Raw genomic sequence first — 24,641 nt, 5'->3', positions numbered from 1 at the left:
ACTCTGAAACAAAACAAAAAAACTTCACCTCCAAGACAGTTATGTCTTGGGGACGAAGTTTCGCGGTGCCACCCCAGTTTATTAATATGTCGCCATATTAAACTCTTCAAGTACGGCATTGCTTGGCAATGCTTATACTCTAGCCCTGTAACGGGAGCACCCGTCATGCTATCACCAGTGAAGGATCCAGCATGCTGCTCAGAGACTTGGTTCGGGGAAAGGTTCTCTGCTCCTTCTCAGCTGCCGGAGCTCTCTGTATGAGTACGATATTCCCTTACTCTTCTCTTCATTGCGTTTGAATAGTTGCTTATTATAATACGAATAATTCCCTTTTTTGTAAATGCTATTCCGCTCATTGCCCTTAACCCTCCGGCAAAAACGTCCATTAAGATTTATTCTACCCTTGTCGCATCTGGTTTGGAGCAGCGAATCGTGTGTAATACTATATCGATACATAAATTTCAGACGAGGTGATGAGAATGAATCCAAACACAAAAGAAGCAGTTGAGAAGGTCCGTGAGTTAATTAAAGACATTGAAATCGCGATGCTCACAACGGTATCAGAAGATGGCCTGGTCTCACGCCCGATGAAAACGCAGGACGTCGAGTTTGATGGCAGTCTGTGGTTCCTGACGAAGAAAGATACAGGAAAATTCCATGAATTGTGCCGGAATAAGCAAGTTAATGTTGCCTATGCAGACAAATCATTCGTTTCCATACGCGGTGAAGCTGAACTTGTGGAAAGCGCGGAGAAAATAAAAGAGTTCTGGAACAAAGCCTATGAAGAATTGCTGGAAACCACATATGATGATCCAAATCTCGTTCTGATCAAGGTTAACGCCGAGACAGCCGAGTATTGGGATTCCGGCAATAAGTTCAAGATGGTGAAATTCTTGTTCAATAGACTGATGGGGAAAAATACAGAAGGTACGGAGCTCAATCAGACGGTGGAATTATAAGCTAGGCAGTTAGCATTGGAGAATGTAATGGTGTTGTTACCTGCCTGCAGGGTTACATCCACAACTGTAGTCCGGAAGTTGGACCAGCCTAGTGTATTGCGGAAATACACTTTCTTGGCTGTTCCGCCGTTAACGCTGATGTCCGCGGATCGATCGACAATTTAAGGTAACATGCCGTTAAATTCAGAAGCTGGTTGAATAATTTCACTACAAACAATAAAAAAGGCATGTGCAGGTTGCACATGCCTCTTCCATGATAATTCCGTTTTACTTCTCGATCTTAATCCAACTGATCATCGGCTTGGAGTTGCCTGCTTTAACCGCTTTTACAATGATCTCGCCGTCAGTCACGGTAATATTGTCGTATTCTTTTGATTCACGATTTGAGCCAATGACATAATTGGTCAATACCGTTTCTCCATTAATCGTCAGGTTCATGTTCCGGTCACTAGACTTCCACGGATCATAGAAGCCAACTGTCACCTTGTACGTACCGTTAGGCAGTTGGAAGCGGTAAGCGATTCCTTTTCCATTCTCATTGCCATCATATTGACGGATCGTCTCATAAGCATCTACAGGAGAAGTCTGAGCCCATGTCTGTCCGTTATCTGCCTCGTAACCCCACTTCATGCCCGTGACTGGATCAATGCTGTACTCCTGTTCTTCTTGCGATTGAAGAATACCAAGCACTTCTCCATCCTCAATCTGACTTGGTGTTCCGTCACCAGCATCTGCGTAGTATACGACATTATTATTCTGGTTAGGTGTTGCATCCATTGCTGCTGACTCCGACTCTACCGTACCTCGAATCGCAACAACTTTAAACGAATATGCCGTATCATTCTGGAGATCCGTTACAATAGAGGACCCTGGAGTTGCCGCAACTTCTGTGGAGGCTCCTCCAGAAACTGGAGCATATCGGATCACATAGGAGTCTGCTCCGTCGACCTCTCTAAAGTGCAAAACAACTTGCTCAGAGCCTTCTTTGATCTGGTAAATTTCCGGGCTTGAAGTCAGGTTTTGCGGTTCTCTTGCCACTTGCAGATAAGCGAATTGTGCATCGGCCCAGCTATGAAGCCCAACACGTCCACTCGTGTACACCGAATCCTTTACATCAAAGATCAATTTCCCGTCGAGATAAGCCTGAATATGCTGACCATCCAACCGGACTTCCATTTTATAATACTCACCTAATTTTGCTGAGAAAGGAACAGCATCGGCTAGGTTCTGACCATCCCGGCGAAGAACCAGAATGCCGTTCTCGAAACCAAACATGTAACCCTTAGAATAACTGCCGCCGCGGAAAGTAACGCCCCAATCCGCTTCACCTAGAGCATGCTTCGCAACTGCCGTAATTGTCCCATCAATCACCGTCAGATTGTTAACCCCTATCTCACCACGGTTATTACCGCCGGAAACATGCTTGAGCAGACCATCTTCCATAACCCATTTGCTTATATCCTGTTTGTAGCCTGTGAGATCACTACTTGTAAAATCATCCTTGAAGCGGATTTCACTATTAGCAGGTGTTAACGACGTTTCGGCATAGCCAGTACCTTTACCTCCTTTGCCAACTGTCGATACGCGAATAGTTGCAGCTTTACCGTTTGTTAAACCGGTCAGTACCGTCTTGTTGCTGCTAATCTGCTGGACATTATTGTTCAGCGAGGTTTGTACGGTATAACCAGTCGCTCCTTCAACGGAACCAAAGGTAAGAAGAGCCTCCCCATTGCCCGGTATAACGACAAGCTTACCTGGCGCCGCAATATCTGGTTGCACTTTAAATTCAGATGTTGGTTTGCTTGAGTTCTTGCCATCTAGCGCTTCAACTATGCCGTAATAAATGGATCCGTTTGCAAGTCCATTGATTTGAATTTTGCCATTCATTTCTTGGGTCACATATTGCTTGTCATACTGCCCTTGCTTGGTGCCATAACGAACACGATAAGATGGTATACCGATCTGTGTATCGTAAGTAATGGTAAAACCACCATCGTTCCCCGCAGCTTTTACACCAGTAGGAGCAAGCAGCTTAGGCGTTCCATATACACGTTTGGATGAAGGGCCAAATCCGTCGTCATTGCCCGCACGGACCGTCACATCATACTGTTCATCGTTCTTCAGACCTTGCAGAATAAACGAATCCGTCGTCATGTTCGCTAATTTCAGTACCTTTTTATCATTCTTGATGCCGTATTCCACTTCGTATTTATAAGCGCCTTTTGGAGCTTTAAAATCTACCTTCAGTCCTTTGTTAAGCGTCTGAACATTCACAATCTGCGGAGCATCCGGTTTCTTATGCTCATTCACAACATCTCCATTCAACGTTACGATCGAACGAGCAGGAATGACAGCATCAAAGGAGCCATCTGCCGAAGCAGGGATATCTGCACCTCTTGTTAAATCTTTGTCAGCCGAAGTAACATACGGCTTCAGCACATTAACCTCTTCATGTTTATCGATACCGCTTAATTCCACCTTAATATGCTGCTCTTTTGCACTATCATTAACGAACACTGTCGTGACTGTATTCTCTTTGTCATGTTTGTACGCCGAACCCAGCAATGCTCCGTTACGAGCATCTTCATCAAGTCCAGTTAATGCGATACGTTCAGCGCCTGGACGGATAAATTTACTGTAGTTGCCAAGCGTCCAGAACATTTTGGAAGTGAGAATATTTTGCTCATCGCCTGGATTATGGTAGTCGGTATAGATCAGACCATCCTTGTAATCGCCTGCTGATACAGCCGTCCACCACTGCCATGCGGAGGCATTTGCTTTGGACAGATCAAAATGAATGGTCTTGGCAATATAGAGAGCAGGATCAATGCCGAGGTCCCGTCCAGGGCCGTAATCCCCAAGAATACAGTATTCACTCATCCAATAGACCGCTTGTTGATCATATTTGTTCAAATTGGAGAACAGCAGATCTCTTAATGTGCCATATCGGTCATCACCCGGTTTGCTGTAATCGCCCCAGTAGGAATGAGCAGCAATATGATGGCCAACCGCTTCCTGAAGCTCTGGATCACCAAGCAGATCTTTAATGTATTCACGATATTTGCCTACGCCAAGGCTGTTTGAACCACCTGTATATTTCTCTTGCCCCGAGAAAGATTTGAATACTTCATCATCCAATAGAGCTGTAATTTCGACGCCGTCCGGTGCACTGATCTGCGTATTCAGCCCTTTAGCTTTCAGTTGACTGTACAGCTCAAGAATAACCCGTTTAATATCGTCATTGTTATATCGGTTGCCTTCCTGGCCGGCTTTGTTCCAATCCCAGGTTGGTTCATTGATCGGACTGATGTAGTTAAGATTAATGCCTTGCTTCTTGAAATGTTCAATAACGTCTGTCAGGAAGGTAGCAAATTCATCTTCATAGCCTTCCTTCAAGTTCGTTGAACCAACTGTTGAATCTGGCTGGGCATGGCCATTCTTCGTCATCCATACCGGCGGGCTGTTTACGAAACCAATAAGAGTATCGACACCTCTATCTTTAGCTGCCTTTAGGAACCATTGCTGACCAGCCTGCTTGCTCCAATCATAAGCTGCGTTCTCCGCAGATTTGAAGGTTTCCACACGACGCCATGGATCTGTGATAATGGTTTTGTCCGTCTCCGTAGAGCCGGCGCCAATATTGAAACGCCAAGCAGTTAAGCCAATCCCCTTATCTCTTGAGAAAAGCAGATCCGCCACGCGTGATTTATTTGCTTCTGTCCAATTCTTCCCGAGCTGTTCCATCGACCATGCGTCAGATGCTCCGAAGTTATCAATCGTTTGGAACGTTTTTGAGGCGTCTACATTAACCACAGCATCATACGTGACTGACGGTTTCACTGCCTCTACAGCATAAATTGGACTTCCGAATGAGGTAACACTGATTACAGTCCCGAGCAGCGCAGCAGCGGTGCGTTTCTTAAGCTTGAACGGTTTCAATCGTTTTCCCCCTTAAATGGATGAATTCGTACGTTTAAGAAAACGGTTTCATGAAACCGGTTTCTTAAAGCTTCAAAAAGGTGGAGCACTTCATCTGATAAGGGCTCCACGCTCTCGATTTTACTTCCTGCACTTCTCCTTCACATCCTACTTAACTCCCAAAAATTCCAGTATGAAGTCGCTATTTTTGTCTATTTTTGGGCTTTTGTGCAGAAAAAATGAAGAAAGAACAAAAAGAAAAAGCAGCCAATGGCTGCTTTCAACCGACCTCGTTCGTTAAGGTCTGGATAATGTTTTTTCTGTTTCATGTAACGATTGATCATAATTCTGAATTTTGGAGTCAAGCCGCCCCATCGTTTGGACCATCTCCTCTATTCGAAGACGAAGCTGCTCCCGCTGCTCGATCAGCAGCTCTTTTCTTGCACTTAAGGTGCTATCCCCTTGTTGAAACATGTTTACATATTCAATTAATGCCTCGATGGGAAGACCTGCACTCCGCATACATTTAATGAATTCAACCCACCGGAGATTATCTTCGTTATATTCTCTAATGCCATTATTATTGCGGTTAACAGGAGGAATGAGTCCGATCCGCTCATAATAACGGAGCGTATCCTGTGACAGCTCATACTTAGCGCTTACTTCGGCCATTCTCATACGGATTGTCCCTCCAAGAAATAATCTATTTCTTATAGTTTACCGCCTGGAGTGGACTCCAAGTCAAGACTTGACCGTCAATTCCCTCTGTTTCCCAGCTTATAGCGTAGAAATATCAATAACAAACCGATAGCGGACATCGCTCTTCAGCACACGCTGATACGCTTCGTCTACTTGATCCGCGCTAATCCGCTCAATTTGCGGCTTGATGCCATGCTCAGCAGAGAAGTCGAGCATCTCCTGCGTCTGACGGATCCCGCCAACAAGCGAACCCGCAAGATTGCGGCGCTGCATAATCAGGGAGAATGCATGATAGGTATCTGCTTCGCTAGGAGCGCCTACATTAACAAGCGTGCCATCTACGCGAAGCAAGGAAAGATAAGCGTCTACATTCAGATTAGCTGATACGGTATTCAGAATCAGATCAAAGTGGTTCGCAAGCTCTTTAAAAGTAGCAGGGTCACTTGTTGCATAGTAATGATCTGCACCAAAGACCAGTGCTTCTTCTTTCTTGCTCATCGACTGACTGAGTACAGTTACTTCTGCGCCCAAAGCATGTGCGTATTGAACAGCCAGATGACCAAGTCCACCCATACCTACGATAGCTACTTTTTTGCCTGGACCGGCATTCCAATGCTTAAGGGGTGAGTATGTTGTAATGCCTGCGCATAACAGCGGGCTTGCCACATCAAGCTCCAGAGCATCTGGGATACGGACAACAAATCGCTCTGTAACAACGATCTTTTGGCTGTAGCCGCCATGAGTCGGCTGACCGTCATAATCCAGTGAATTATAGGTACTTACTACACCTTTCGTGCAAAATTGCTCCTCGCCCTGGAGACAATATTCACATTCCCCACATGAATCCACAAAGCAGCCTACACCAACACGGTCGCCAACAGCAAAGTTTTTAACAGCAGATCCTACGGCTTCAACAATACCTGCAATTTCATGACCAGGAACCAGTGGGAAAATCGACTCGCCCCATTCACCAAAGGCGGTATGAATGTCAGAGTGGCAAATGCCGCTGAACTTGATATCGATAAGAATATCATCCGGACGCAAGGCTCTGCGCTCGATGGTTGTTTTTTCAAATGGTGCTTTTGAATGTGAGACACTTAATACATGAGATTGACACATGGATTTCACTACTCCTTTATATTTAAAAATAACTGCGTCGAAAAGTGTTACAGATGAAGTATATATGCTGGAGTGAACTCCAAGTCAAGCCGGTAAGTAAAATAGCGACTCTGGGACCACTTGTCCTGGTATAGTCGTCACCCACGCAAATAGCGTGATGTAGATTCGTTAGCTGCATTGGTGCGTAAGCAAGTGTTTCTCTACACGCACAAGGGGCTGCTCCAATGCCGTAAACGGCTTTTGGGACAGCCCCCATCAATCCTAACTATGGTTTCACCGCACTTATAGACTGCCGATAGACCAAATCGCCAAGGATCATAAGCTTCTCAAGCGGATCTTTTGGCCGTTCTATTCGTTCAAGCAGCTTATCGACAGCACGTGACCCAAGCCATTCCTTTGGTACATTTACAGTCGTAATGGTAGGGGAATGCCTTGCCGAATCATCAATATTATCAAAGCCGGTCACAGAGATCTGACTTTGCGTCTCAATTCCCAGCTCACGCATCGCTCTATAAGAGTCAATTGCAATGGAGTCATTAGCACAGACCAAGGCAGTTGGCAGCTGCTGCTGTTTCTTGCGGCGATGCAGCCATGCTTGGATAGGCTCGTCATAATGCTCCATGATCTCCAGCTCGGTCAGATGATCCTGCTTGTCCCAAAGATTAAATTCCTCCATCGCTTGGCGGAACCCGTTCCAGCGGTCGAAGAAGCTGCGGGAGTATCGTTCATTGCCGATAAAGCTGATCCTTCGATGTCCAAGACCAATCAGATGCTTGGTCAGCCGGTACATACAATCATAATTATTCACGTATACCGTATCGGTTGGGATTAGTGCGTCCTCATGATCGACCAGCACCATCGGTACGCCCATGCGATGAACCTCTAATAACATGGATGAAGCGATCTCGCCAACCCCTATCATTCCTAGGATGCCTTCCGGCTTCAGCAGATGCATAAAACCTTCGACTTTCTGCTCCATGACGATCACCACACCGATGTCCTTTTCCTCCAACCGGCTTGCTATCCCGTCCAAAATACGCCCCCAGTATACCGACTCTCTTGTCTGGAAGCGGATATTCGGCATAAGTACAAGTACGGACTGCTTTATCGCTGATTCTGGAAACTTGTTAGCCTCTTGCCCCAGCTTGCCAGGCTTTACATACCCACTGTTCTGAGCAAAATAGCCAAGCTGGGAAGCAACCTCAATAACCCGCTCCTTCGTCGCTTCGCTGACGCCTCCTTTACCAGAGAGTGCCTTGGAAACCACATACTTAGATACCCCTATATGATCCGCTATTTGCTGCATCGTAACTTTTTTTGTCACTTTCCCTTTCCTCCGTCGCTTAATCCGTTCTTTCCATTATACGATAAGTTGTTAGTATTCAAAGGACTTTGTTATCACTGTTAGAAAAGTTATTACGTTAGCGCGATAACAATAACAAATAATAACGAATCAACCTAAGTCTATCGAGACACTCGTTAAATTTTCTTAAAACCTATTGCAAAACCTTATTTTATACGGTTTAATCATAATAACAAATATATTTTTGTTATGCTAACAAATTTAAGGGGGGGGATCACAAGCATGACATTATCAACACAGAAGAAACAGCAATGGGCGGCCGAGATTCAGAAGGAACTCGACGAGAATATCCTCTCTTTCTGGCTGAAGCATACGCCGGATGAACAATTCGGAGGATATGTTGGAGAAATCATGCAGGATATGACCTTTACAGCTGAGGCTGACAAGAGCCTTGTCTTAAATACAAGGATCCTGTGGACCTTCTCTTCCGCTTATCGACTGTTCGGGCGCAAAGAATATCTAGCTGCAGCTAATCGGGCTTATCAGTATATCAAAGAATATTTTATTGATCGGTCTTATGGCGGTCTTTATTGGATGCTGGATAGAGAGGGCAAGCCGGTATCTTCCAAGAAGCAAATCTATGGTCAAGCCTTCGCGATCTATGCCTGGTCTGAGTATTACCGGGCGTCTGGGAACACAGAAGCGCTGGAGGAAGCGGTTAGCTTGTACCGGCTGATCGAAAAGTACGGACGGGATTCCATACATCTTGGCTATATTGAAGCACTTGCCGAGGATTGGAGCGAGACCAGCGAGCTCAGCCTCAGCAACAAAGACTTAAATGAGAAGAAATCGATGAATACCCATCTCCACGTGCTCGAAGGATATACGAATCTATACCGAGTATGGCCGGACGAAGCGCTTCGTCAATCGCTCAGCGAGCTTATTGGGGTCACAATGGACCATATCGTAGATCAAAGCACCGGTCATTTCAAGCTCTTTTTCAACGAAAAATGGGATAGCAAATCCGGGCATATTTCCTATGGCCACGATATTGAAGGCAGCTGGCTGCTGCATGAAGCGGCAGAAGTACTTGGTGATGAAGCTTTACTCGAGAAGGTTAAAGCAGTTGCCGTACAGATGGCCGAAGCAACACTTCGTGAAGGAATCGATGAAGACGGCGGTGTCCCTAATGAAGCTGACAGCTCTGGCTTAATCGATTCGAATAGAGATTGGTGGCCGCAGGCAGAAGCCGTTGTTGGTTTCTACAATGCCTACCAATTAACAGGAGAAGAACGATATGCCGAGGCGGCGAAAGCTTCTTGGACATTCATCCAGAACTTCCTGATCGACCGAGTGAATGGCGAATGGTACTGGAGCGTCACAAAGGACGGTACTCCAACCGATGGTCACCAGAAGGTTGGCGCTTGGAAATGTCCTTATCACAACGGAAGAGCTTGCTTTGAGATGATTGAACGCCTTGCCCATTAATCCAACTATTATATAATCTGGAGGAATCCTATCATGAACAACCTGTTTACGAGCCGCAAAGAAAACCTTACTTCCCAGTATGAAGCACTAATCTCCCTTCCGAACAAGAAGGCCGCACTCGGCAACGGTATCTTCGACCGTTACGAGAATCCCGTGCTGACAGCGGAACATGCCCCTCTCATCTGGACTTATGATTTTAATCCGGAGACCAATCCTTATTTCATGGAGCGCCTTGGCGTTAACTGTGTATTCAACCCTGGTGCTATCGCGTTAAACGGTAAATTTTATTTGGTAGCCCGCGTAGAAGGCAATGACCGCAAATCGTTCTTTGCCGTTGCCGAAAGCTCTACCGGCGTGGATGGCTTCCGCTTCTGGGACCATCCTGTTGTGCTGCCGGAAACGGAAGTTCCTGATACGAACGTATACGATATGCGTCTGGTCAAGCATGAGGACGGGTGGATTTACGGCCTGTTCTGCACGGAGCGTAAGGACCCGCAAGCTCCTCCCGGCGATCTCTCCAGTGCAATCGCCCAATGCGGCATTGTCCGTACCAAGGACTTAAAATCATGGGAGCGTCTCGCAGACTTAAAAACCAGCTCCAATCAGCAGCGTAATGTTGTTCTCCATCCCGAATTTATTGATGGTCAATATGCCTTCTACACAAGACCGCAGGACGGATTTATTGATGCCGGTTCAGGAGGCGGGATTGGCTGGGGACTGTCCCATTCGATCAAGAACGCTGTTATCGAGAAGGAGACGATTGTTGATCAGCGCCATTACCACACCATTAAGGAAGTTAAGAATGGTCAAGGACCTGCACCAATTAAGACAGACAAGGGCTGGCTGCATATTGCCCACGGTGTCCGCAACACCGCCGCTGGCTTACGTTATGTCTTGTATGTATTCCTGTCTGAGCTGGATCGTCCTAACATTGTCACTCATCGTCCAGGCGGCCATTTCATCGCACCTGAAGGCATTGAGCGTGTAGGCGACGTCTCGAACGTTGTATTCTGCAACGGGGTTATTGCGCAGGATAACGGTGATGTGTTTATCTATTACGCATCCTCGGATACACGCTGCCATGTTGCAACAACAACGATTGATCAGTTGCTGGATTATGCTATCAATACACCGGAAGACCCTCTTCGCTCTTATGCTTGTGTCGAGCAAAGAATGGCTTTAATTGACCGTAATCTGCAGTTGAAAAACTAATGAAATAGGCTATCTTATACGTCATGAAAATGACGTTAAGATAGCCCATTTTTATGTTACGACCGTCACCTACACCGGAACGATTCGGTACGTACAGCCCTTCTCCGCTTCCCATTTCGTTTTTCCATCTGGACCGTCCTCTGCTAAGATGACCTGCCCATTAAGTAACACCTGAATAGGAGCTTTCGTTCGAAGCGTACATATACCAGAATGTGCAGCATGAATTTCCGCTTCAGCCAGCAAAGAGTCTTCCCATTGCAGACGAACCGTATAGCCGCCGCGGGCACGAAGACCACTGACCTCTCCTTCTTTCCATGCAGATGGTAGAGCGGGCAATAAATGCAGCTCGCCGGCATGGCTGTGAAGCAGCATCTCGGATACACCGGCAGCTCCGCCAAAGTTGCCATCGATCTGGAATGGCGGATGGTTATCGAATAGATTAGGCAGCGTAGAGTGTGTAAGCAGCGCCTGCAAATTCTCGAACGCCTTCTCTCCATCTTCGAGTCTTGCCCAGAAATTAATAATCCAAGCTCGGCTCCAGCCGGTATGTCCGCCTCCGTTCGCGAGACGCCGTTCCAAGGTTACCCTAGCGGCAGCGCTCCATTCCGGTGTTCTTCTGGTTGTAATCTGACTGCCCGGATGCAGAGCGAACAGGTGAGAGATGTGGCGATGGCCTGGCTCCTCCTCTTCGTAATCAGCAAGCCACTCTTGAAGTTGACCATGCTTGCCGATAGCTGGCTTCGGAAGCTTGTCCCGCAGCTGTGACCATTTGCTGACTTCTTCATCATGCCCGGTGAGGCGCCCTGCTTCTATACATGCGGAGAATAACTCGTATAAAATCTGGCTATCCATAGAAGGACCAATACATAATACGCCGGATTCTCCATTAGGGAGAATATACGTATTCTCAGGAGAGAGAGACGGCGAAGTTACTAGCTTCCCATCATCTGTTTCGGTAAGGAAATCTTCGAAGAACAAAGCGGCCTCCTGCAGGATCGGGAACGCAAACTGTAAAAAGTCCTTATCGCGGCCAAATTCATAATGCTCCCACAAATGAAGAGATAACCACGCTGCCCCCATCGGCCAGTACGTTGCCGGCAGCCATGTATCCTGAGGAGCCGTGTCCGCCCAAATATCTGTATTGTGATGGGCCGTGAAGCCTCTGCTGCCATACATCACCTGCGCCGTATGCCTTCCTGGCTCACGCATGCGGTCAATCAGCTCAAACAAGGGTTGATGACATTCGGACAACGCGAGTGGTTCAGCAGGCCAATAGTTCATCTGTGTATTAATGTTAATCGTAAATTTGCTGTCCCAAGGCGGCAGCATCTGATCATTCCATATGCCTTGCAGATTGGCAGGAAGCGATCCTTGACGGCTGCTCGACAGCAGTAGATAACGGCCATACTGCACGTATAACGCTAACAGACTGTTATCCTCCAAGCCCTGCTTCATCCGCTCCAGTCTAACATCAGTAGGCTGATTGTCCCGTTCTTCCGCTTGCCCGGCATCTCCTAGACGAATGGAGAAACGATTCATATAGGAGATAAAATCTTGGATATGGCGTTCACGCAGCTGTAAATAGCCGAGCTCCGAAGCATCATGCAGCCTAGCAATGGACCATTGTTCAGGTTCCTCTTCGCGGAAGGTTGTAGCAGCCGAGAATAGGAGAGTAACAGCGTCTGCACCGCTGATCACCATATATTCCCCAATAATGTGAACCTCTCCACCAATTGTATCCGCTCTCACAGCCGCCCGGAAGGATAGGCTGCCTGCCCCGCCGCTTTCTCCACGCATAACTAGGGTATTCTCATTCGCCCGGCCAATCTCATCCATGTACCGATTATGCCCACGGGTTAACCGAACAGTCAGATTCAAGCTTCCCGGCATTTCCGCCTCGCAGCGGATAGCCATGATCCGATCGGGGTAACTGCAGAAGATTTCCCGCTTAAAGGCATGCTCTCCAGCACGGTAGGACACCGAAGCAATCCCTTGATCCACATCTAATTCTCTATGGTAGTCCGAAATAGGGCCGCTGTGATCGAATTTTAAACGAAGATCACCAAGGGGCAAATAGTGACGCTGGGTATCAGGAGTTGCAGTTAACGCCATCACCGACAGATCTTGCGCTTCTTTTAAACGTCCGGCCTTAAGCGCTTCGCGTATACAATCAAGATTCTGCAAGGCATCCGGATTATTACGGTCTCGAGGCCCGCCGTACCAGACACTATCCTCATTCAAAGCGATTCGTTCCGTTAATGGATCTCCGAAAATCATCCCGCCAATATAACCATTTCCAACCGGGAGAGCTTCATTCCACTCTTTTGCCGGCTTGTCATACCATAATCGATTCCTCATCCTTATTTCTCCCCCTGACTGATTCCATAAAATTCGGCGCAATTGCCGCCTAGTATTTGTGCTTGAGCTTCGGCTGTGAACCGATTGATATAATGCTTGACGATGTTCATCGTTCCATCATAAGTTCCGCTAAGTGTACAGACCGGCCAATCAGAGCCAATCATCACCCGGTCCGTTCCAAAGCATTCGAATACAAGATCCAGGTAAGGCCTGAAATCTTCTACTTCCCAATTACCCCAAGCGGTCTCTGTCACCATGCCAGAAAGCTTACAATAGACATTCGGGTGAGCAGCAAGTTGAGCCAGGTCTTCCCCCCACGGCGATACAATGCGGTTAGCGATATCCGGCTTTGCGATATGATCCAACACAAAACGCTGCTTAGGAAATGTTTTCACAAGATCTACGGCATACGGGAGATGCTTCGGGAATATCAACAAATCATAAGTTAAGCCAAACCGCTCTAATGCTGCAATACCTCTGCGGAAATCATCCCTTAGCAGAAAAGCATCGTCCGGCTCATCATGTACAACATGCCGCACTCCTCTCAGCAGCGGATTACAGGCATATCGCTCCAGCTGCTGTTCCACTTGTGGGGAGCATAAGTCCACCCAGCCGACTACCCCTTTCACTTCGGGATGCTCACCGGCCAGCGAAAGGAGCCATTCGGTTTCCTGCAGCGACTGCCTGGCTTGAACCGTGATAGAGCCGTCGAATCCGTTTTTCTGCAATAACGGCTTTAACTGCTGCGGAAGAAAGTCCTGTTGAATGGCTTTATGTTCTTCAGACATCCAGCTATAATCCTGCTCATTATAAATCCAAAAATGCTGATGGGCGTCGATTCTCATCCCGTTGTCCTCCTTATACCCGAAGGCTTCAGTCTAGTTCAACCACCGCTTTTATCACTTTGGAGGCTGGATCCAGCCAGCTCTCGAATTGATTAATCATCTGCTCAAACGGTACCCGATGAGTGACATAACGGTCAAAGTCGATACCGCCATCCTTAATCACAGCAAGCACGTGATTGAAGTCCTCTCTAGTTGCATTACGGCTCCCCATGATCGTTAACTCACGCTTATGAAACTCTGCATCATTAAACGAAAGATCACCTTTTACCAGCCCAACATAGACAAGTGTCCCACCATGGGCAGCATATTGAACGGCACCAGACATCGACTGAGCATTACCCGTGGCATCAAATACAACAGTTGGATAATCTCCGCTTGTTAAAGCCTCCAGTTCAGCCGCTGGGTTTTGCAGCGCATTAACCGTATGATCCACCTGCGCCCACTGCTTACAGAAGCTTAATCTCTCCTCATTAATATCCATAGCGATGACCTTTGCACCAAGATGCTTCGCTAGCGCCATGACACCTAATCCGATAGGACCCGCTCCAATGACTAGCGCCGTCTCTCCTGCAGAAAGTCCTGAGCGTCGGATGGCATGTGCTCCAATACTTAATGGCTCGATGACCGCGGCTTGCTCTAGTGTTAACTCGTTTGTCAGGAGCAGATGGGAGATGGGAACGGAGATTTTCTCCCTCATCCCTCCGTCGGTATGTACGCCAAGCACCCGAATAGAGGTACAGCAGTTTGTCTTCCCACTTCGGCAAGCGACACAGGAGCCGCAATGCAAATAAGGAATAATGCTCACCTGATCTCCGGCTTGTAATCCCGCTTCATTCGCTCCAATCTGTTCAATAACCCCAGAAAGCTCATGACCAAGAATACGCGGGTATGTAAAAAAAGGCTGATTCCCCTTAAAGGCATGCAGATCTGTCCCGCAAATACCAATTCGTTTAATCCGGACGATTGCCTCGCCTTGAACAAACGTCGGCTCTTCGAGCTCGGTGAATGTAAATCTCTCAATATCCTCGCATACAATCCCTTTCATAGCCTGCATCTCCTTGTTACAACTTCAGATTGGTATTATATCTAGCAATGCCGCTTTCCCATGTCCTATCAAATACAGGCTCCAAGATTCCTCTAACTTCTGTGAGCAGCTCCGAATGAATAGATTCATCAACCCAACGGGCATTGTTCACAATGTTCGAAGGATTAGCTGTACTTACCAAGGTTGTTGGAATCCGACTGTTCATCGTTGAGAACTGAACGGCTAACTTTGCGATATCCTCGCCCTGCTCTGCACAATAGTCGGCCGCTCGCTTACATACCGCCTTCACCTCTGGGCTTGCCGGATGCCACTCCGGAGTACCTCGTGTACTAAGCAGTCCCATCGATAATGGAGAGGCGTTCACAAGTCCAATCCGATGCTTTTCCAATAGAGGCAGCAGCCGCTCCAGTGTTGTATCATTTAAGGAATAATGACAGTAGGAGATAATGGCATCGATCTCCACTTTGGGCAGGAACTCTTCGAACAAACTCAGCGGCAATCCACAAATGCCTGTATGACGGATTTTCCCCTCTGCCTTCAGCCTCTGAAGTGCCGGAATCGCTTCCTCATAGATGACCTGGGGCTCCACGAACTCAATATCATGCAGGAAAAGAATATCCAAATAATCCGTATTCAATCGTCGTAAGCTTTCCTCTACACTCGCCGTTATTTTGCCGCTGGAGAAATCGAAGCTGTCAGCCCCATATCTACCCGCCTTGGTTGAGAGATAGAACCGGTCACGCGGAACCGTCTTAATCGCTTTTCCGAGCACTGCCTCTGCCTTCGTTAGCCCATAATAAGGGGACACATCGATGAAATTAATACCTGAATCCAGTGCTGCATGAACGGTACGAATACTCTCGCTTTCATCCGTCTCACGGAATACGGAGCCAAGCGATGAGGCGCCAAAGCTAAGCACCGATACGTCGAGATCTGTCTTACCTAGTTTTCTATATTGCATATTTGTACCTCCAAGATGAATTAATTTCATTTTACACTAGCATAATCACACATGATAACGCTCTAATTCTGTTATTTTATGCTCTTATTTGCTATCATCTAAAGAGAGGTTATAACAAGGATGGTGATTACAGCTGTGAAGGCTGTACAGAAACGATTCGAGGACCCAGCCAAATTCCCGTTCAGCCTTGTGTATCAAGACACCAAGTCACCACAGACGGAGCTTCCGGATCATTTGCATGACTGGTATGAGATCGTCTATGTCTATGCGGGTACAGGAACCTTTTTCATCAACCATACTTTCTATGAAATGAACCCCGGAGCCCTGTTTCTCATTCCAGGCAACACCGTGCATCGAGCATTTCCTGATGAGCAATGCCCTGTAACATCTAGCGCCATCTTCTTTGCTCCGCAATTAATTCAGCCGATGGAACTCGGTGAATCTTATTCGCTCTTGCGCTGCTTCGAGCAAGTTAGAAAGACAAAAAGCTATAAGATGGAACCACCGCCTGATCAGCAAGCCGTGCTTATTCAGATCATTGAGGCGATGAAAAAGGAGCAGAATCAGCAGCTTCCGAATTACCGAGTAGCTATCTTAATACGGCTGCATGATTTTCTATTAACATTAAACCGTATGGTTTTATCCGATTCAGAATCTGAAGGCCAACGTCGTCGTGACTCAAGCTCGGAGCCTGCCTGGATCAGATCTATATTAGGCTATATCGAAGCAAATATTGGGTCTGATGAATTGAATCTTGCCGCGTTGTCTTCTAAGGCAGCAATCACCTCTTCCCACTTCTCCAGAGTGTTTAAACAATGGACAGGTATGAACGTAACCGAATATATTCTCGTGAAGAAGATCATGCTTGCGAAGGAGCTGCTTATGGATACTGAGGATACGATCAGCACGATTTGTGTCCAATGTGGCTTTGAAAGCGAGTCCTATTTCTATAAGAAATTCAAGCTGGTCACTGGTATGACGCCGTCAGATTATAAGCGCAGTCATCGCTAACTAGCAATTACTATTATTAAATATTTGCCCATGCTTTCGAAGCATGTATCACCACAAACGGTAGATGCCCTACCTTTTGTGTGGCAATTCATTTAAGCCCATGCTTTCGAAGCATAAATCACCACAAACGGTAGACGCCCTACCCTTTTGTGTGGCCATTCATTTAAGGAGGATCAATGATGAACGTTATACGTTTTGGAATTATCGGATTGGGATGGAGAGCAGAGGCTTACCTGCGGATCGCCAGCCAGCTGCCGCACTTGTTCAAGGCTGTTGGCATCGTAGTCCGTGACCAAGCCAAATATGAGGAAGCCGCAGCAAAATGGGGTTTAAAGCTATATCAGTCACCAGAAGAACTCGCTGAGCATTGTGATTTTCTCCTCACTGCCGTCTCCAAGACATCCACGCCATCTTTATTGAAGCAACTCGCTTTAATAGGTAAGCCAATCATGGCCGAAACTCCGCCAGCAGCCGATGACGAAGGCATGGAGATTATATCTGCTCTCATCTCGGAAGGCGCGCCTATTCAGATTGCTGAGCAATATCCGCTGCAGCCGTACCATGCAGCTCGTACCGCCCTTATTTCCTCAGGAGCAATCGGTGAAGTACGTCACGTACAGGTATCAGCAGGTCATGGTTATCATGGAGTCAGCCTAATCCGGCATTGGTTGTCCTTACCCCATTCGTCGAGCTGTGAAATCGTTGCCCGGCGTTTCGAGTTTCCTATTCAAGAAGTGCCGCATCGGGGGCGCGTTGTACAAGGCAACCTAGAGACTGATCAGCAGGATATTGCCATTCTTACCTTCCAAGATGGTAAGAGTGCGGTGCTCGACTTTGCTCGATCCCAATATTTCTCCCCACTTCGTCACAACCGCATCTTGATCCGCGGCTCCCATGGGGAAATTAGAGATAACGAGGTTACCAGAAGTCTTGGCGCTGCGGATTATGAGACCATCACGATTAGCAGGCAGCAGGATGGATTGGAAGGAAGCCTCGCTCCGTTATCGCTGCGCGAGCTGCGTGCAGGCTCGGAGTGCTTGTTCCGTAACCCGTATTACCCTGCATCGCTCTCCGACGAGGAGATTGCGATTGCAGAGGCCTTGTCCCGTATGACGACTTATGTCAGAGAAGGAGTAAGCTTCTATTCCTTGTCGGAAGCCTTGATGGACGTCAAGCTAGCTATGGCTATTGATGAGGCGATCGTGACAGGGGAATCTATGAAAGTAATATAATGCTGGACGTCCCGATGATTCTTGTAATCATCGGGACTTTTTCTTTACTAGAAAACAAATTTTTACAGGATAAGCAATATGAGTAATTCTAACACATAAATCTATGTAAGAATAATGTGCTCATTTTTACCCGTGGTCTAAAAGGGAAAGTAACTGCTCGAATCTGGTTGTTCGGTTGATCTTTAAAGGAGGAGAAGACTTGATACCCAATGAAACAAAGCGTCAGGTACCCATTAGGGAAGATTGGCAGTTTCCGATGACCTTCATTGAAAATGCCGGGCAGACTCGCACGGATATTCATTTTCTTACGAATCATCAGCCCGGATACAAAATCGGTTTTTCGTCCGAAGAGGTTCTTTTTGTTTTTACCGGAAGACCTGATCGAGAGGAAGGCATGGCTCTATTTCTGCAGTTTCAAGGTGCGAATACTATAACAATAGAAGGACGTTGCCAGCAACCAGAGAAAGTCCATTATATGATAAGCAACAATCCGACCAATTGGCACACCAACCTTCCAACATACCGGGAGATTGTCTACCGTAAGCCATGGCCAGGTGTTGATCTGATCTTCTATGAGGCTAATGGAGATTTAAAATACGATGTGATAGTACAGCCTGGTGCTAGAATTGGCGATATCCGGTTTGTCTACAAAGGAGCAGATAAGCTCGCCTTAAGCGACGAAGGAGATCTTCAAATCACTACCCCGCACGGTATATTGTCAGAAAAGAAACCTGTCAGCTATCAGGTCATTAATGGCCGCAGGGTTCCCGTGGAAAGTCGCTTCATTCTGCCTGAAGGGCAGGAAGCATGCGCTTACGGCTTTGAGGTGTTTGGCTATGACCCGAATTATGAATTAGTTATAGACCCTGTGCTTACTTACTCCACCTATCTTGGAGGAAGTGATACCGATGCCGGCTTCAGCATCGCGGCAGACCAATTTGGCAATGCCTATGTGACAGGGCAAACCGTTTCCTTTGATTTTCCCATAACCCCCGGCGCCTTTCAGCCTTTTATTGACGGATCGTCGACTGTATTCGTCTCAAAATTAAATGCATTTGGAAATGTCCTTGAATACTCCACCTTTCTTGGCGGCAGCAGCGCTGATCAAGGAAATGGCATCGCAGTAGATGATTTTGGCAACGCCTATGTAACCGGGCAGACCCTTTCCCCCAATTTCCCAACGACACCGGGAGCTATTCAACCGTTTAATGGCGGCAATCAAGACGTATTTGTAACAAAATTAAGTCCTGACGGCAGTTCGCTTGTATATTCCACCTTTCTTGGCGGACAGGGGGTGGATACTGGTTTTGACATCGCTGTTGATAGTATTGGGAATGCCTATGTGACAGGCACAACAAATTCCTTCGATTTTCCAATTACACCCGGTGCACTGCAGCCAGGACTTGCAGGCAATCTGGAGGATGCTTTTGTTGCGAAAATCAATGTTGACGGTACTGTGCTTGAATACTCCACTTTCCTTGGGGGCTTTGGCATTGATGAAGCATTTGGCATTGCGATAGATAATTTTGGCAACGCCTATTTAACCGGAATGACCACCTCACCCGATTTCCCAACCACACCAGGAGCTTTTCAAATTTCATTTAACGGTGTCATATCTGCTTTCGTCTCGAAATTGAATGAAAATGGATCTGCACTCCTTTATTCCACCTTTCTTAGCGGCAGCGGTGATGATGAAGGCCGAGGCATAGCTGTAGACGAGTTTGGTCAGGCTTACGTGACAGGAACTACTACGTCGTTCGATTTTCCGGTTACGCCGGGATCCCTCCAGCCTTTTTTCCATGGGGGAGCTTCCGAAGCCTTTGTAACGAAACTTAGTTCGGATGGCAATTATCAGGTCTATTCCACCTTTTTAGGCGGGGAAGGGTCCGATTCAGGCAATGGTATAGCTGTTCGCTCAGGCTTCGCTTATGTGGCAGGGAATACCGGATCATTTAATTTCCCCATCACGCCTGACGCGATTCATCCATTCCCGGAGGGCGGAGATGGATTCCTTACTCAATTGAACATTGACGGCGCTTCGCTTGTCTTTTCTACCTTTATTGGAGGCAGCTCGAGTGATACGGATAATGCTATCGCGGTAGATCATGAAAGCAACATTTACTTGACCGGCCAAACCTTCTCCCCTAATTTCCCGGTCACGCCCGGTGTGATTCAGCCGTTTTTGAGGGGAGGCAGCGATGCTTTTGTCATGAAGTTCAGTTTAGGGTTTGAGATACTGGTCAAAAAGTTTACCGATCGGTTTGAATTGCAGCCCGGCGAACGAGTGACATACTTTATTGAAATTCATAACCCTAGCGGAGTCATCCTGACAAATGTAACTATTGAAGATCCATTGATTGGTATTTTTCATTTCATTCCTGATATTCCTCCCTTTTCATTTCAAATCTTCGAATTCGCCTTCGATATTCCTTTGGACTTCCCATTAGGAATATTCAGAAATACGGTAAGGGTTATTACGGATCAAACCAGCAAGCCGATCGAGGCAGAGACAGAAATTCTCGTGACAGGAACTCCTATACTAATAGCCAGAAAAACCGTTGACCCGCCTGCAGCAGCTCCCGGAGATACGGTCATCTTTATCATCGTACTCGAGAATATAGGAAATGCCGACCTGATCAATGTTCACATTACCGACCCGTTTATCGGACTTGATGAGTTTATCGGAGACATCCATGTTGGAATGTCCCTCGAGATTCAGTGGCCTTTCGTTATCCCTCCGGATGCGCAGGCAGGATTTACGATTTCCAATATCGCAAAGATTACTGCCGATAATTTGCCTCAGCCGGAGGAAGTCGGAACCGTGGTGGAGGTTCTGCCAGTACCGCGGCTTGAGATCAATAAGTCTGCTGATCGAAACGTCGTTCGTCAGGGAGAAACGGTGAATTTCACCATTAAGGTCAGCAATACCGGTAACACAGAGCTTTTTAATGTATTGGTGACGGATGATCTTACCGGATTTGAAACGGTTATTCCCGTTCTCTTCATTGGGCAAAGCGAGACCTTCATTGTAACCTTGTTTGTTCCGCTGGAGACTCCGCCTCAAACCTATACAAATACGGCCGCTGCTGTAAGTGATCAGACAGAGCCCGTGCTCGCCAATGAGGAAGTAACTGTACTTACTGATCCGCTTCTTGGTATTAAGAAGACTCCTGCGGCGCTTACCGTGGTGATCGGACAGACGATTGAATATACGGTCACACTGGTGAATTTCGGCAATGTGCCGTTAACCGGTATTCGCATCATTGATGAGCTGCTCGGGATTGACCAGCCTGTTCCCGATCTGGCGGTAGGCGAAGAGCTCGAATTTGTGTTCACCTTCACCTTCCCGCGGCAAACTCCGATCGGTTCAGATATCGTCAACATTCTAAGCGTGGTATCGAATGAAACCAGACCTCAAGAAGTGGAATCGGTTGTAACAGTAACGGGAGCCGGCCTATCGCTGTCGAAAGAGTCTGACCGTGCTGCAGCTATACCTGGTGAAACAGTCGTATACACGATGACCGTCACGAATCTGCTTGATGTTCCTCAGACCAACGTCATACTGAATGATGTGTTGCTTGGACTCAGCGAGACAATTGACGTTCTCCCTGCAAACGGGTCTGTAACCCGGATCGTGTCCTTCACAATCCCGGCAGATGCAGTAGCCGGAAGCATTATCCAAAACACGTTCACAGCTTCTTCGGATCAAACGCCGCTTCTCGAAACAATTGCAGAAGTTGTCGTGCTGGAGACTCCAGGCCCTTCTCTCGTAATTCAGAAAATACCAGACCGTAATGCGGCTGCTCCCGGAGAGACAGTCATTTATACGTTGACCATAACGAATCTGCTTGATGTCCCTCAGACGAATGTCGTTCTGACTGATATGCTGTTTGGATTCAGTGAGACGATCGATATCCTGCCTGCCAATGGGTCCGTTACCCGGACGGTTTCGTTCACCATTCCGGCTGCTGCCGTAATTGGCAGTATCATTCGTAATACATTTACAGCCGTATCGGATCAAACACCGCTGCTTGAGACTGCAGCCGAGATTGCCGTACAAGTGCCTCCTGCCCCGTCCCTTGTCATTCATAAGCTGCCTGACCGCAATACAGCCGCTCCAGGAGAATCAATCAGCTACACACTAACCGTAACAAACTTGGCAGCTGTGGTTCAGACAAATGTGGTACTTAGCGATGTTCTCTTAGGACTAAACGAAACAATAGCTGTCCTGCTCGCAAATGAGACGATTACAAGGACGGTAACATTCACCGTACCAGCGGATACCGTGATTGGCAGCCTCATCCGTAATACATTTACTGTCGCATCGGATCAAACACCATTGCTCGAAACAATTGCTGAAGTCCTTGTACAAACCGCACCTATTGCAGAAACAACGCTAAGCGTGCGGAAAAGGCCGGACCGGAACACAGCAGAACCGGGTGAAACGATCCAGTATACCGTCGAAGTAACGAACACCGGTGCTAATCCTGCATCCAACGTCGTTATAGATGATTCGCTCACCGGTGAGCAGATTATCATTCCGGTCATAGCACCTGGACAGACGGAAAGGGTCAGCTTCGCCTTCCTTGTGCCGGCAGGCTCAACACAAGGAACCCTGATCGCAAACCGGGTAACGGTCACGTGGCTGGAACAGCCTGCCCTTACACCTCCAGCACAGGATGAAGCAAGGGTAGTCGTTACGGTTCCAGCCGAGCTACCAGAAATCAACATCGAAGTGCAGCCGGAGAATCCTGTACCAGGCGGGACGGTACTTAAAATCATTACCGTCACAAACGTCACAGCTAACCCGCTGACCAACGTCCGAGTATTTGATCCGCTTCTTGGCTTCCGCACGACCATTCCATCACTCGTACCCGGAGAAAGCCGCGTTTTCACGCTGCAGCTTCCGATATCTGCCGGGACGCAAGGCGGAACCGTATTGCGGAATACAGTAACCATCATTTCCGAGGAGACGCCGCTCCAGCAAGAGGAGGCTTTGATACAGATACAGTCCCGGCCGGATGCATCACTCATCGAGACTGTTGATCGTCCCGTTGGACGGCCGGGTGAAACGGTTATCTTCACCATTCAATTCCGTAATACGGGTAATGTTCCGCTATTAAATGTCCGGTTGACTGCTCCCCTTCTCAACATACAGCTGCGGCTGACGGAGTTCGACGTTGGAGCAAGAGAGACGCTTCGGGTACCATTTGTTCTACCTGAAGTTGAGGAAGAGACTGTCCTTGTAAGCCCTGTTACACTACTATCAGATAATGGGCCGACCCGTACAGCAAGTGCGTCGGTAACCGTTATCCCTGAAGAAGAGGAGTAAAGTTTGGCAAATAAAACGGCCGGTCCCCATATTAATGGGCCGGCCATTTTTAATTTTTATGATCCCTATTGTTTTAAATACTGCTGACAACTTCCTGATTCTGAATCAGCGCTACAAGATAGGCCAGAGTCAATCCTTGACCCCATCCTTGCACTCTCTTCTTGGAGATGACCTTATAATCATCAACCGAATACATAACTGCCGTACCTGCAGATACGTGGCGGACCGAACCGTCCTCATCGATGTTTGCCAGAATACCTTCATAGGCTTTTGCCATATAGTTCTGGTGCAGCGGATGGGCATAGATGGTCAATGCAGCAGCAATACCTGAAGAAGCTGACGTTTCCTCATAGGAGGTTTCATCATTTAGCACCGTACGCCACAAGCCTTTTGGCGATTGCAGTCTGACGAGAGAACTTAATTGATCGCCAAGCGCTCCTCCAAGCTGCATCCACATCGGCATAAACGGATTCAGCATTTTATGAGCTTGTGCCATCGTATAAGCGGCCCATGCATTGGCCCTGCCCCAATAAATACCGGAGAGATGATCACCTCTTACATTATCCCAAGCGTGGTAGAACAGGTTCGTCTTATTATCCTGCAAAAATTCTTCATGCCAGTAGAACTGATTCAGGGCATCATCTATATATTCCTTCTTATCCAGCTTGAAGCCAAGGCGCAGCAGGAAATATGCCGCCATAAACAACGTATCCGCCCAAGCCTGCTCCGGAAAATCATTTTTGGACGATACCGTATGCTGGAATACCCCTTCTCCAAACCGGATAGCGTCTTTTCGCAAATACTCCGCCTTCATTAGAGCTAGATCAAGGTACTTTTGATCTCCTGTCGCTTCGTGCAGGGTCAACATCGTATGCCCCATTGCACAAGAATTGACCATCATTGCCGGCAGCCCAAGCTCCAAATATTCATCCACCCATTTGACCAAAAAATCAATATACTCCTGATTCTTCGTTACTTCCCAGGCTTTGCTGATTCCATAAAAGGCAACTCCGCAGGACCAGTTCCATGTAAAATCCATATTCATCGTTCTGCGGACGACGAGGTCGATCAGTTCTTTTACTTCTTCTTCGTTGACGACAAATTTTTTCATCGTTTGACTCCTCCGATTGAAATCGCTCTCATACCGCAAGAGTAACAT

15 protein-coding genes and 1 other annotated feature are annotated in these 24,641 nt (G+C 47.3%); of the genes, 6 read left to right on the top strand and 9 right to left on the bottom strand.

Going from position 1 to position 24,641, the window contains the following annotated elements; all coding sequences use genetic code 11:
• Positions 1-45: 45 nt before the first annotated feature.
• Positions 46-299: a binding site (T-box leader), on the bottom strand.
• 174 nt (positions 300-473) lie between these two features.
• Positions 474-959, top strand: coding sequence for a pyridoxamine 5'-phosphate oxidase family protein (locus AB4Y93_RS19495; protein WP_441894518.1), 486 nt, complete (start codon positions 474-476; stop codon positions 957-959).
• 267 nt (positions 960-1,226) lie between these two features.
• On the opposite strand, the gene AB4Y93_RS19490 is transcribed toward AB4Y93_RS19495, so the two are convergent.
• The 4 genes from AB4Y93_RS19490 to AB4Y93_RS19475 form a co-directional block, all read right to left on the bottom strand.
• Positions 1,227-4,898, bottom strand: coding sequence for a glycoside hydrolase (locus AB4Y93_RS19490; RefSeq protein WP_441894517.1), 3,672 nt, complete (start codon positions 4,896-4,898; stop codon positions 1,227-1,229).
• Between the two features lie 276 nt (positions 4,899-5,174).
• Positions 5,175-5,555 (bottom strand): MerR family transcriptional regulator, encoded by a 381-nt coding sequence (locus AB4Y93_RS19485; protein ID WP_167277006.1) that lies wholly within the window; start codon positions 5,553-5,555, stop codon positions 5,175-5,177.
• Between the two features lie 99 nt (positions 5,556-5,654).
• The gene (locus AB4Y93_RS19480; protein ID WP_441894516.1) at positions 5,655-6,695 is read right to left on the bottom strand and encodes an NAD(P)-dependent alcohol dehydrogenase; all 1,041 of its coding nucleotides are present in this window, start codon (positions 6,693-6,695) and stop codon (positions 5,655-5,657) included.
• A 265-nt stretch (positions 6,696-6,960) separates the two neighbouring features.
• Positions 6,961-8,019, bottom strand: a complete 1,059-nt coding sequence (locus AB4Y93_RS19475) for a LacI family DNA-binding transcriptional regulator (RefSeq protein WP_441894515.1) — start codon at positions 8,017-8,019, stop codon at positions 6,961-6,963.
• 261 nt (positions 8,020-8,280) lie between these two features.
• Between AB4Y93_RS19475 and AB4Y93_RS19470 the strand changes: the two genes are divergently transcribed.
• The gene (locus AB4Y93_RS19470) at positions 8,281-9,486 is read left to right on the top strand and encodes an AGE family epimerase/isomerase (RefSeq protein WP_441894514.1); all 1,206 of its coding nucleotides are present in this window, start codon (positions 8,281-8,283) and stop codon (positions 9,484-9,486) included.
• 33 nt (positions 9,487-9,519) lie between these two features.
• A complete protein-coding gene (locus AB4Y93_RS19465; RefSeq protein ID WP_441894513.1) occupies positions 9,520-10,698 on the top strand; it encodes a glycoside hydrolase family 130 protein in 1,179 nt (392 codons plus the stop codon).
• 69 nt (positions 10,699-10,767) lie between these two features.
• Here the strand turns inward: AB4Y93_RS19465 and AB4Y93_RS19460 are convergent, their stop codons facing one another.
• From AB4Y93_RS19460 to AB4Y93_RS19445, 4 genes are read right to left on the bottom strand one after another with little or no spacing between them, the layout of a single operon-like run.
• Entirely contained in the window at positions 10,768-13,056 is a 2,289-nt protein-coding gene (locus tag AB4Y93_RS19460; protein ID WP_441894512.1) for a glycoside hydrolase family 95 protein, read from the bottom strand.
• Positions 13,057-13,058: 2 nt separating this feature from the next.
• A complete protein-coding gene (locus AB4Y93_RS19455; RefSeq protein WP_441894511.1) occupies positions 13,059-13,901 on the bottom strand; it encodes an amidohydrolase family protein in 843 nt (280 codons plus the stop codon).
• A gap of 28 nt (positions 13,902-13,929) precedes the next feature.
• Positions 13,930-14,946, bottom strand: a complete 1,017-nt coding sequence (locus tag AB4Y93_RS19450) for a zinc-binding alcohol dehydrogenase family protein (protein ID WP_441894510.1) — start codon at positions 14,944-14,946, stop codon at positions 13,930-13,932.
• Positions 14,947-14,962: 16 nt separating this feature from the next.
• Positions 14,963-15,907 (bottom strand): aldo/keto reductase, encoded by a 945-nt coding sequence (locus tag AB4Y93_RS19445; RefSeq protein ID WP_441894509.1) that lies wholly within the window; start codon positions 15,905-15,907, stop codon positions 14,963-14,965.
• Between the two features lie 120 nt (positions 15,908-16,027).
• On the opposite strand from AB4Y93_RS19445, the gene AB4Y93_RS19440 reads away from it, so the two are divergent.
• The 3 genes from AB4Y93_RS19440 (at position 16,028) to AB4Y93_RS19430 (ending at position 23,482) form a co-directional block, all read left to right on the top strand.
• Positions 16,028-16,918: an AraC family transcriptional regulator gene (locus tag AB4Y93_RS19440; protein ID WP_441894508.1), complete on the top strand. Its 891-nt coding sequence runs from the start codon at positions 16,028-16,030 to the stop codon at positions 16,916-16,918.
• A 176-nt stretch (positions 16,919-17,094) separates the two neighbouring features.
• Entirely contained in the window at positions 17,095-18,150 is a 1,056-nt protein-coding gene (locus AB4Y93_RS19435; protein WP_441894507.1) for a Gfo/Idh/MocA family protein, read from the top strand.
• 199 nt (positions 18,151-18,349) lie between these two features.
• Positions 18,350-23,482, top strand: a complete 5,133-nt coding sequence (locus AB4Y93_RS19430) for a DUF7948 domain-containing protein (RefSeq protein ID WP_441894506.1) — start codon at positions 18,350-18,352, stop codon at positions 23,480-23,482.
• Between the two features lie 73 nt (positions 23,483-23,555).
• Here AB4Y93_RS19430 and AB4Y93_RS19425 read toward each other — a convergent pair whose 3' ends face one another.
• Positions 23,556-24,593 carry a glycoside hydrolase family 88/105 protein gene (locus tag AB4Y93_RS19425; RefSeq protein WP_441894505.1) on the bottom strand — a complete coding sequence of 346 codons (1,038 nt, stop codon included), beginning with the start codon at positions 24,591-24,593 and terminating at the stop codon, positions 23,556-23,558.
• Positions 24,594-24,641: the final 48 nt, after the last annotated feature.

The organism is Paenibacillus sp. YAF4_2 (assembly GCF_052113225.1).
In the GTDB taxonomy this organism is placed as follows: Bacteria; Bacillota; Bacilli; order Paenibacillales; family Paenibacillaceae; genus Pristimantibacillus.
The sequence above is the reverse complement of the archived record's forward strand: the minus strand, read 5'-3'. Positions and strand labels throughout refer to the sequence as shown.

Bases quoted from the DNA above. Each gene is read 5' to 3' on its own strand.
- AB4Y93_RS19455 (WP_441894511.1), bottom strand. From the start codon at position 13,901: ATGAGAATCGACGCCCATCAGCATTTTTGGATTTATAATGAGCAGGAT.
- AB4Y93_RS19465 (WP_441894513.1), top strand. From the start codon at position 9,520: ATGAACAACCTGTTTACGAGCCGCAAAGAAAACCTTACTTCCCAGTAT.
- AB4Y93_RS19480 (WP_441894516.1), bottom strand. From the start codon at position 6,695: ATGTGTCAATCTCATGTATTAAGTGTCTCACATTCAAAAGCACCATTT.
- AB4Y93_RS19425 (WP_441894505.1), bottom strand. From the start codon at position 24,593: ATGAAAAAATTTGTCGTCAACGAAGAAGAAGTAAAAGAACTGATCGAC.
- AB4Y93_RS19470 (WP_441894514.1), top strand. From the start codon at position 8,281: ATGACATTATCAACACAGAAGAAACAGCAATGGGCGGCCGAGATTCAG.
- AB4Y93_RS19450 (WP_441894510.1), bottom strand. From the start codon at position 14,946: ATGAAAGGGATTGTATGCGAGGATATTGAGAGATTTACATTCACCGAG.
- AB4Y93_RS19460 (WP_441894512.1), bottom strand. From the start codon at position 13,056: ATGAGGAATCGATTATGGTATGACAAGCCGGCAAAAGAGTGGAATGAA.
- AB4Y93_RS19440 (WP_441894508.1), top strand. From the start codon at position 16,028: ATGGTGATTACAGCTGTGAAGGCTGTACAGAAACGATTCGAGGACCCA.
- AB4Y93_RS19445 (WP_441894509.1), bottom strand. From the start codon at position 15,907: ATGCAATATAGAAAACTAGGTAAGACAGATCTCGACGTATCGGTGCTT.
- AB4Y93_RS19495 (WP_441894518.1), top strand. From the start codon at position 474: ATGAGAATGAATCCAAACACAAAAGAAGCAGTTGAGAAGGTCCGTGAG.
- AB4Y93_RS19435 (WP_441894507.1), top strand. From the start codon at position 17,095: ATGATGAACGTTATACGTTTTGGAATTATCGGATTGGGATGGAGAGCA.
- AB4Y93_RS19485 (WP_167277006.1), bottom strand. From the start codon at position 5,555: ATGAGAATGGCCGAAGTAAGCGCTAAGTATGAGCTGTCACAGGATACG.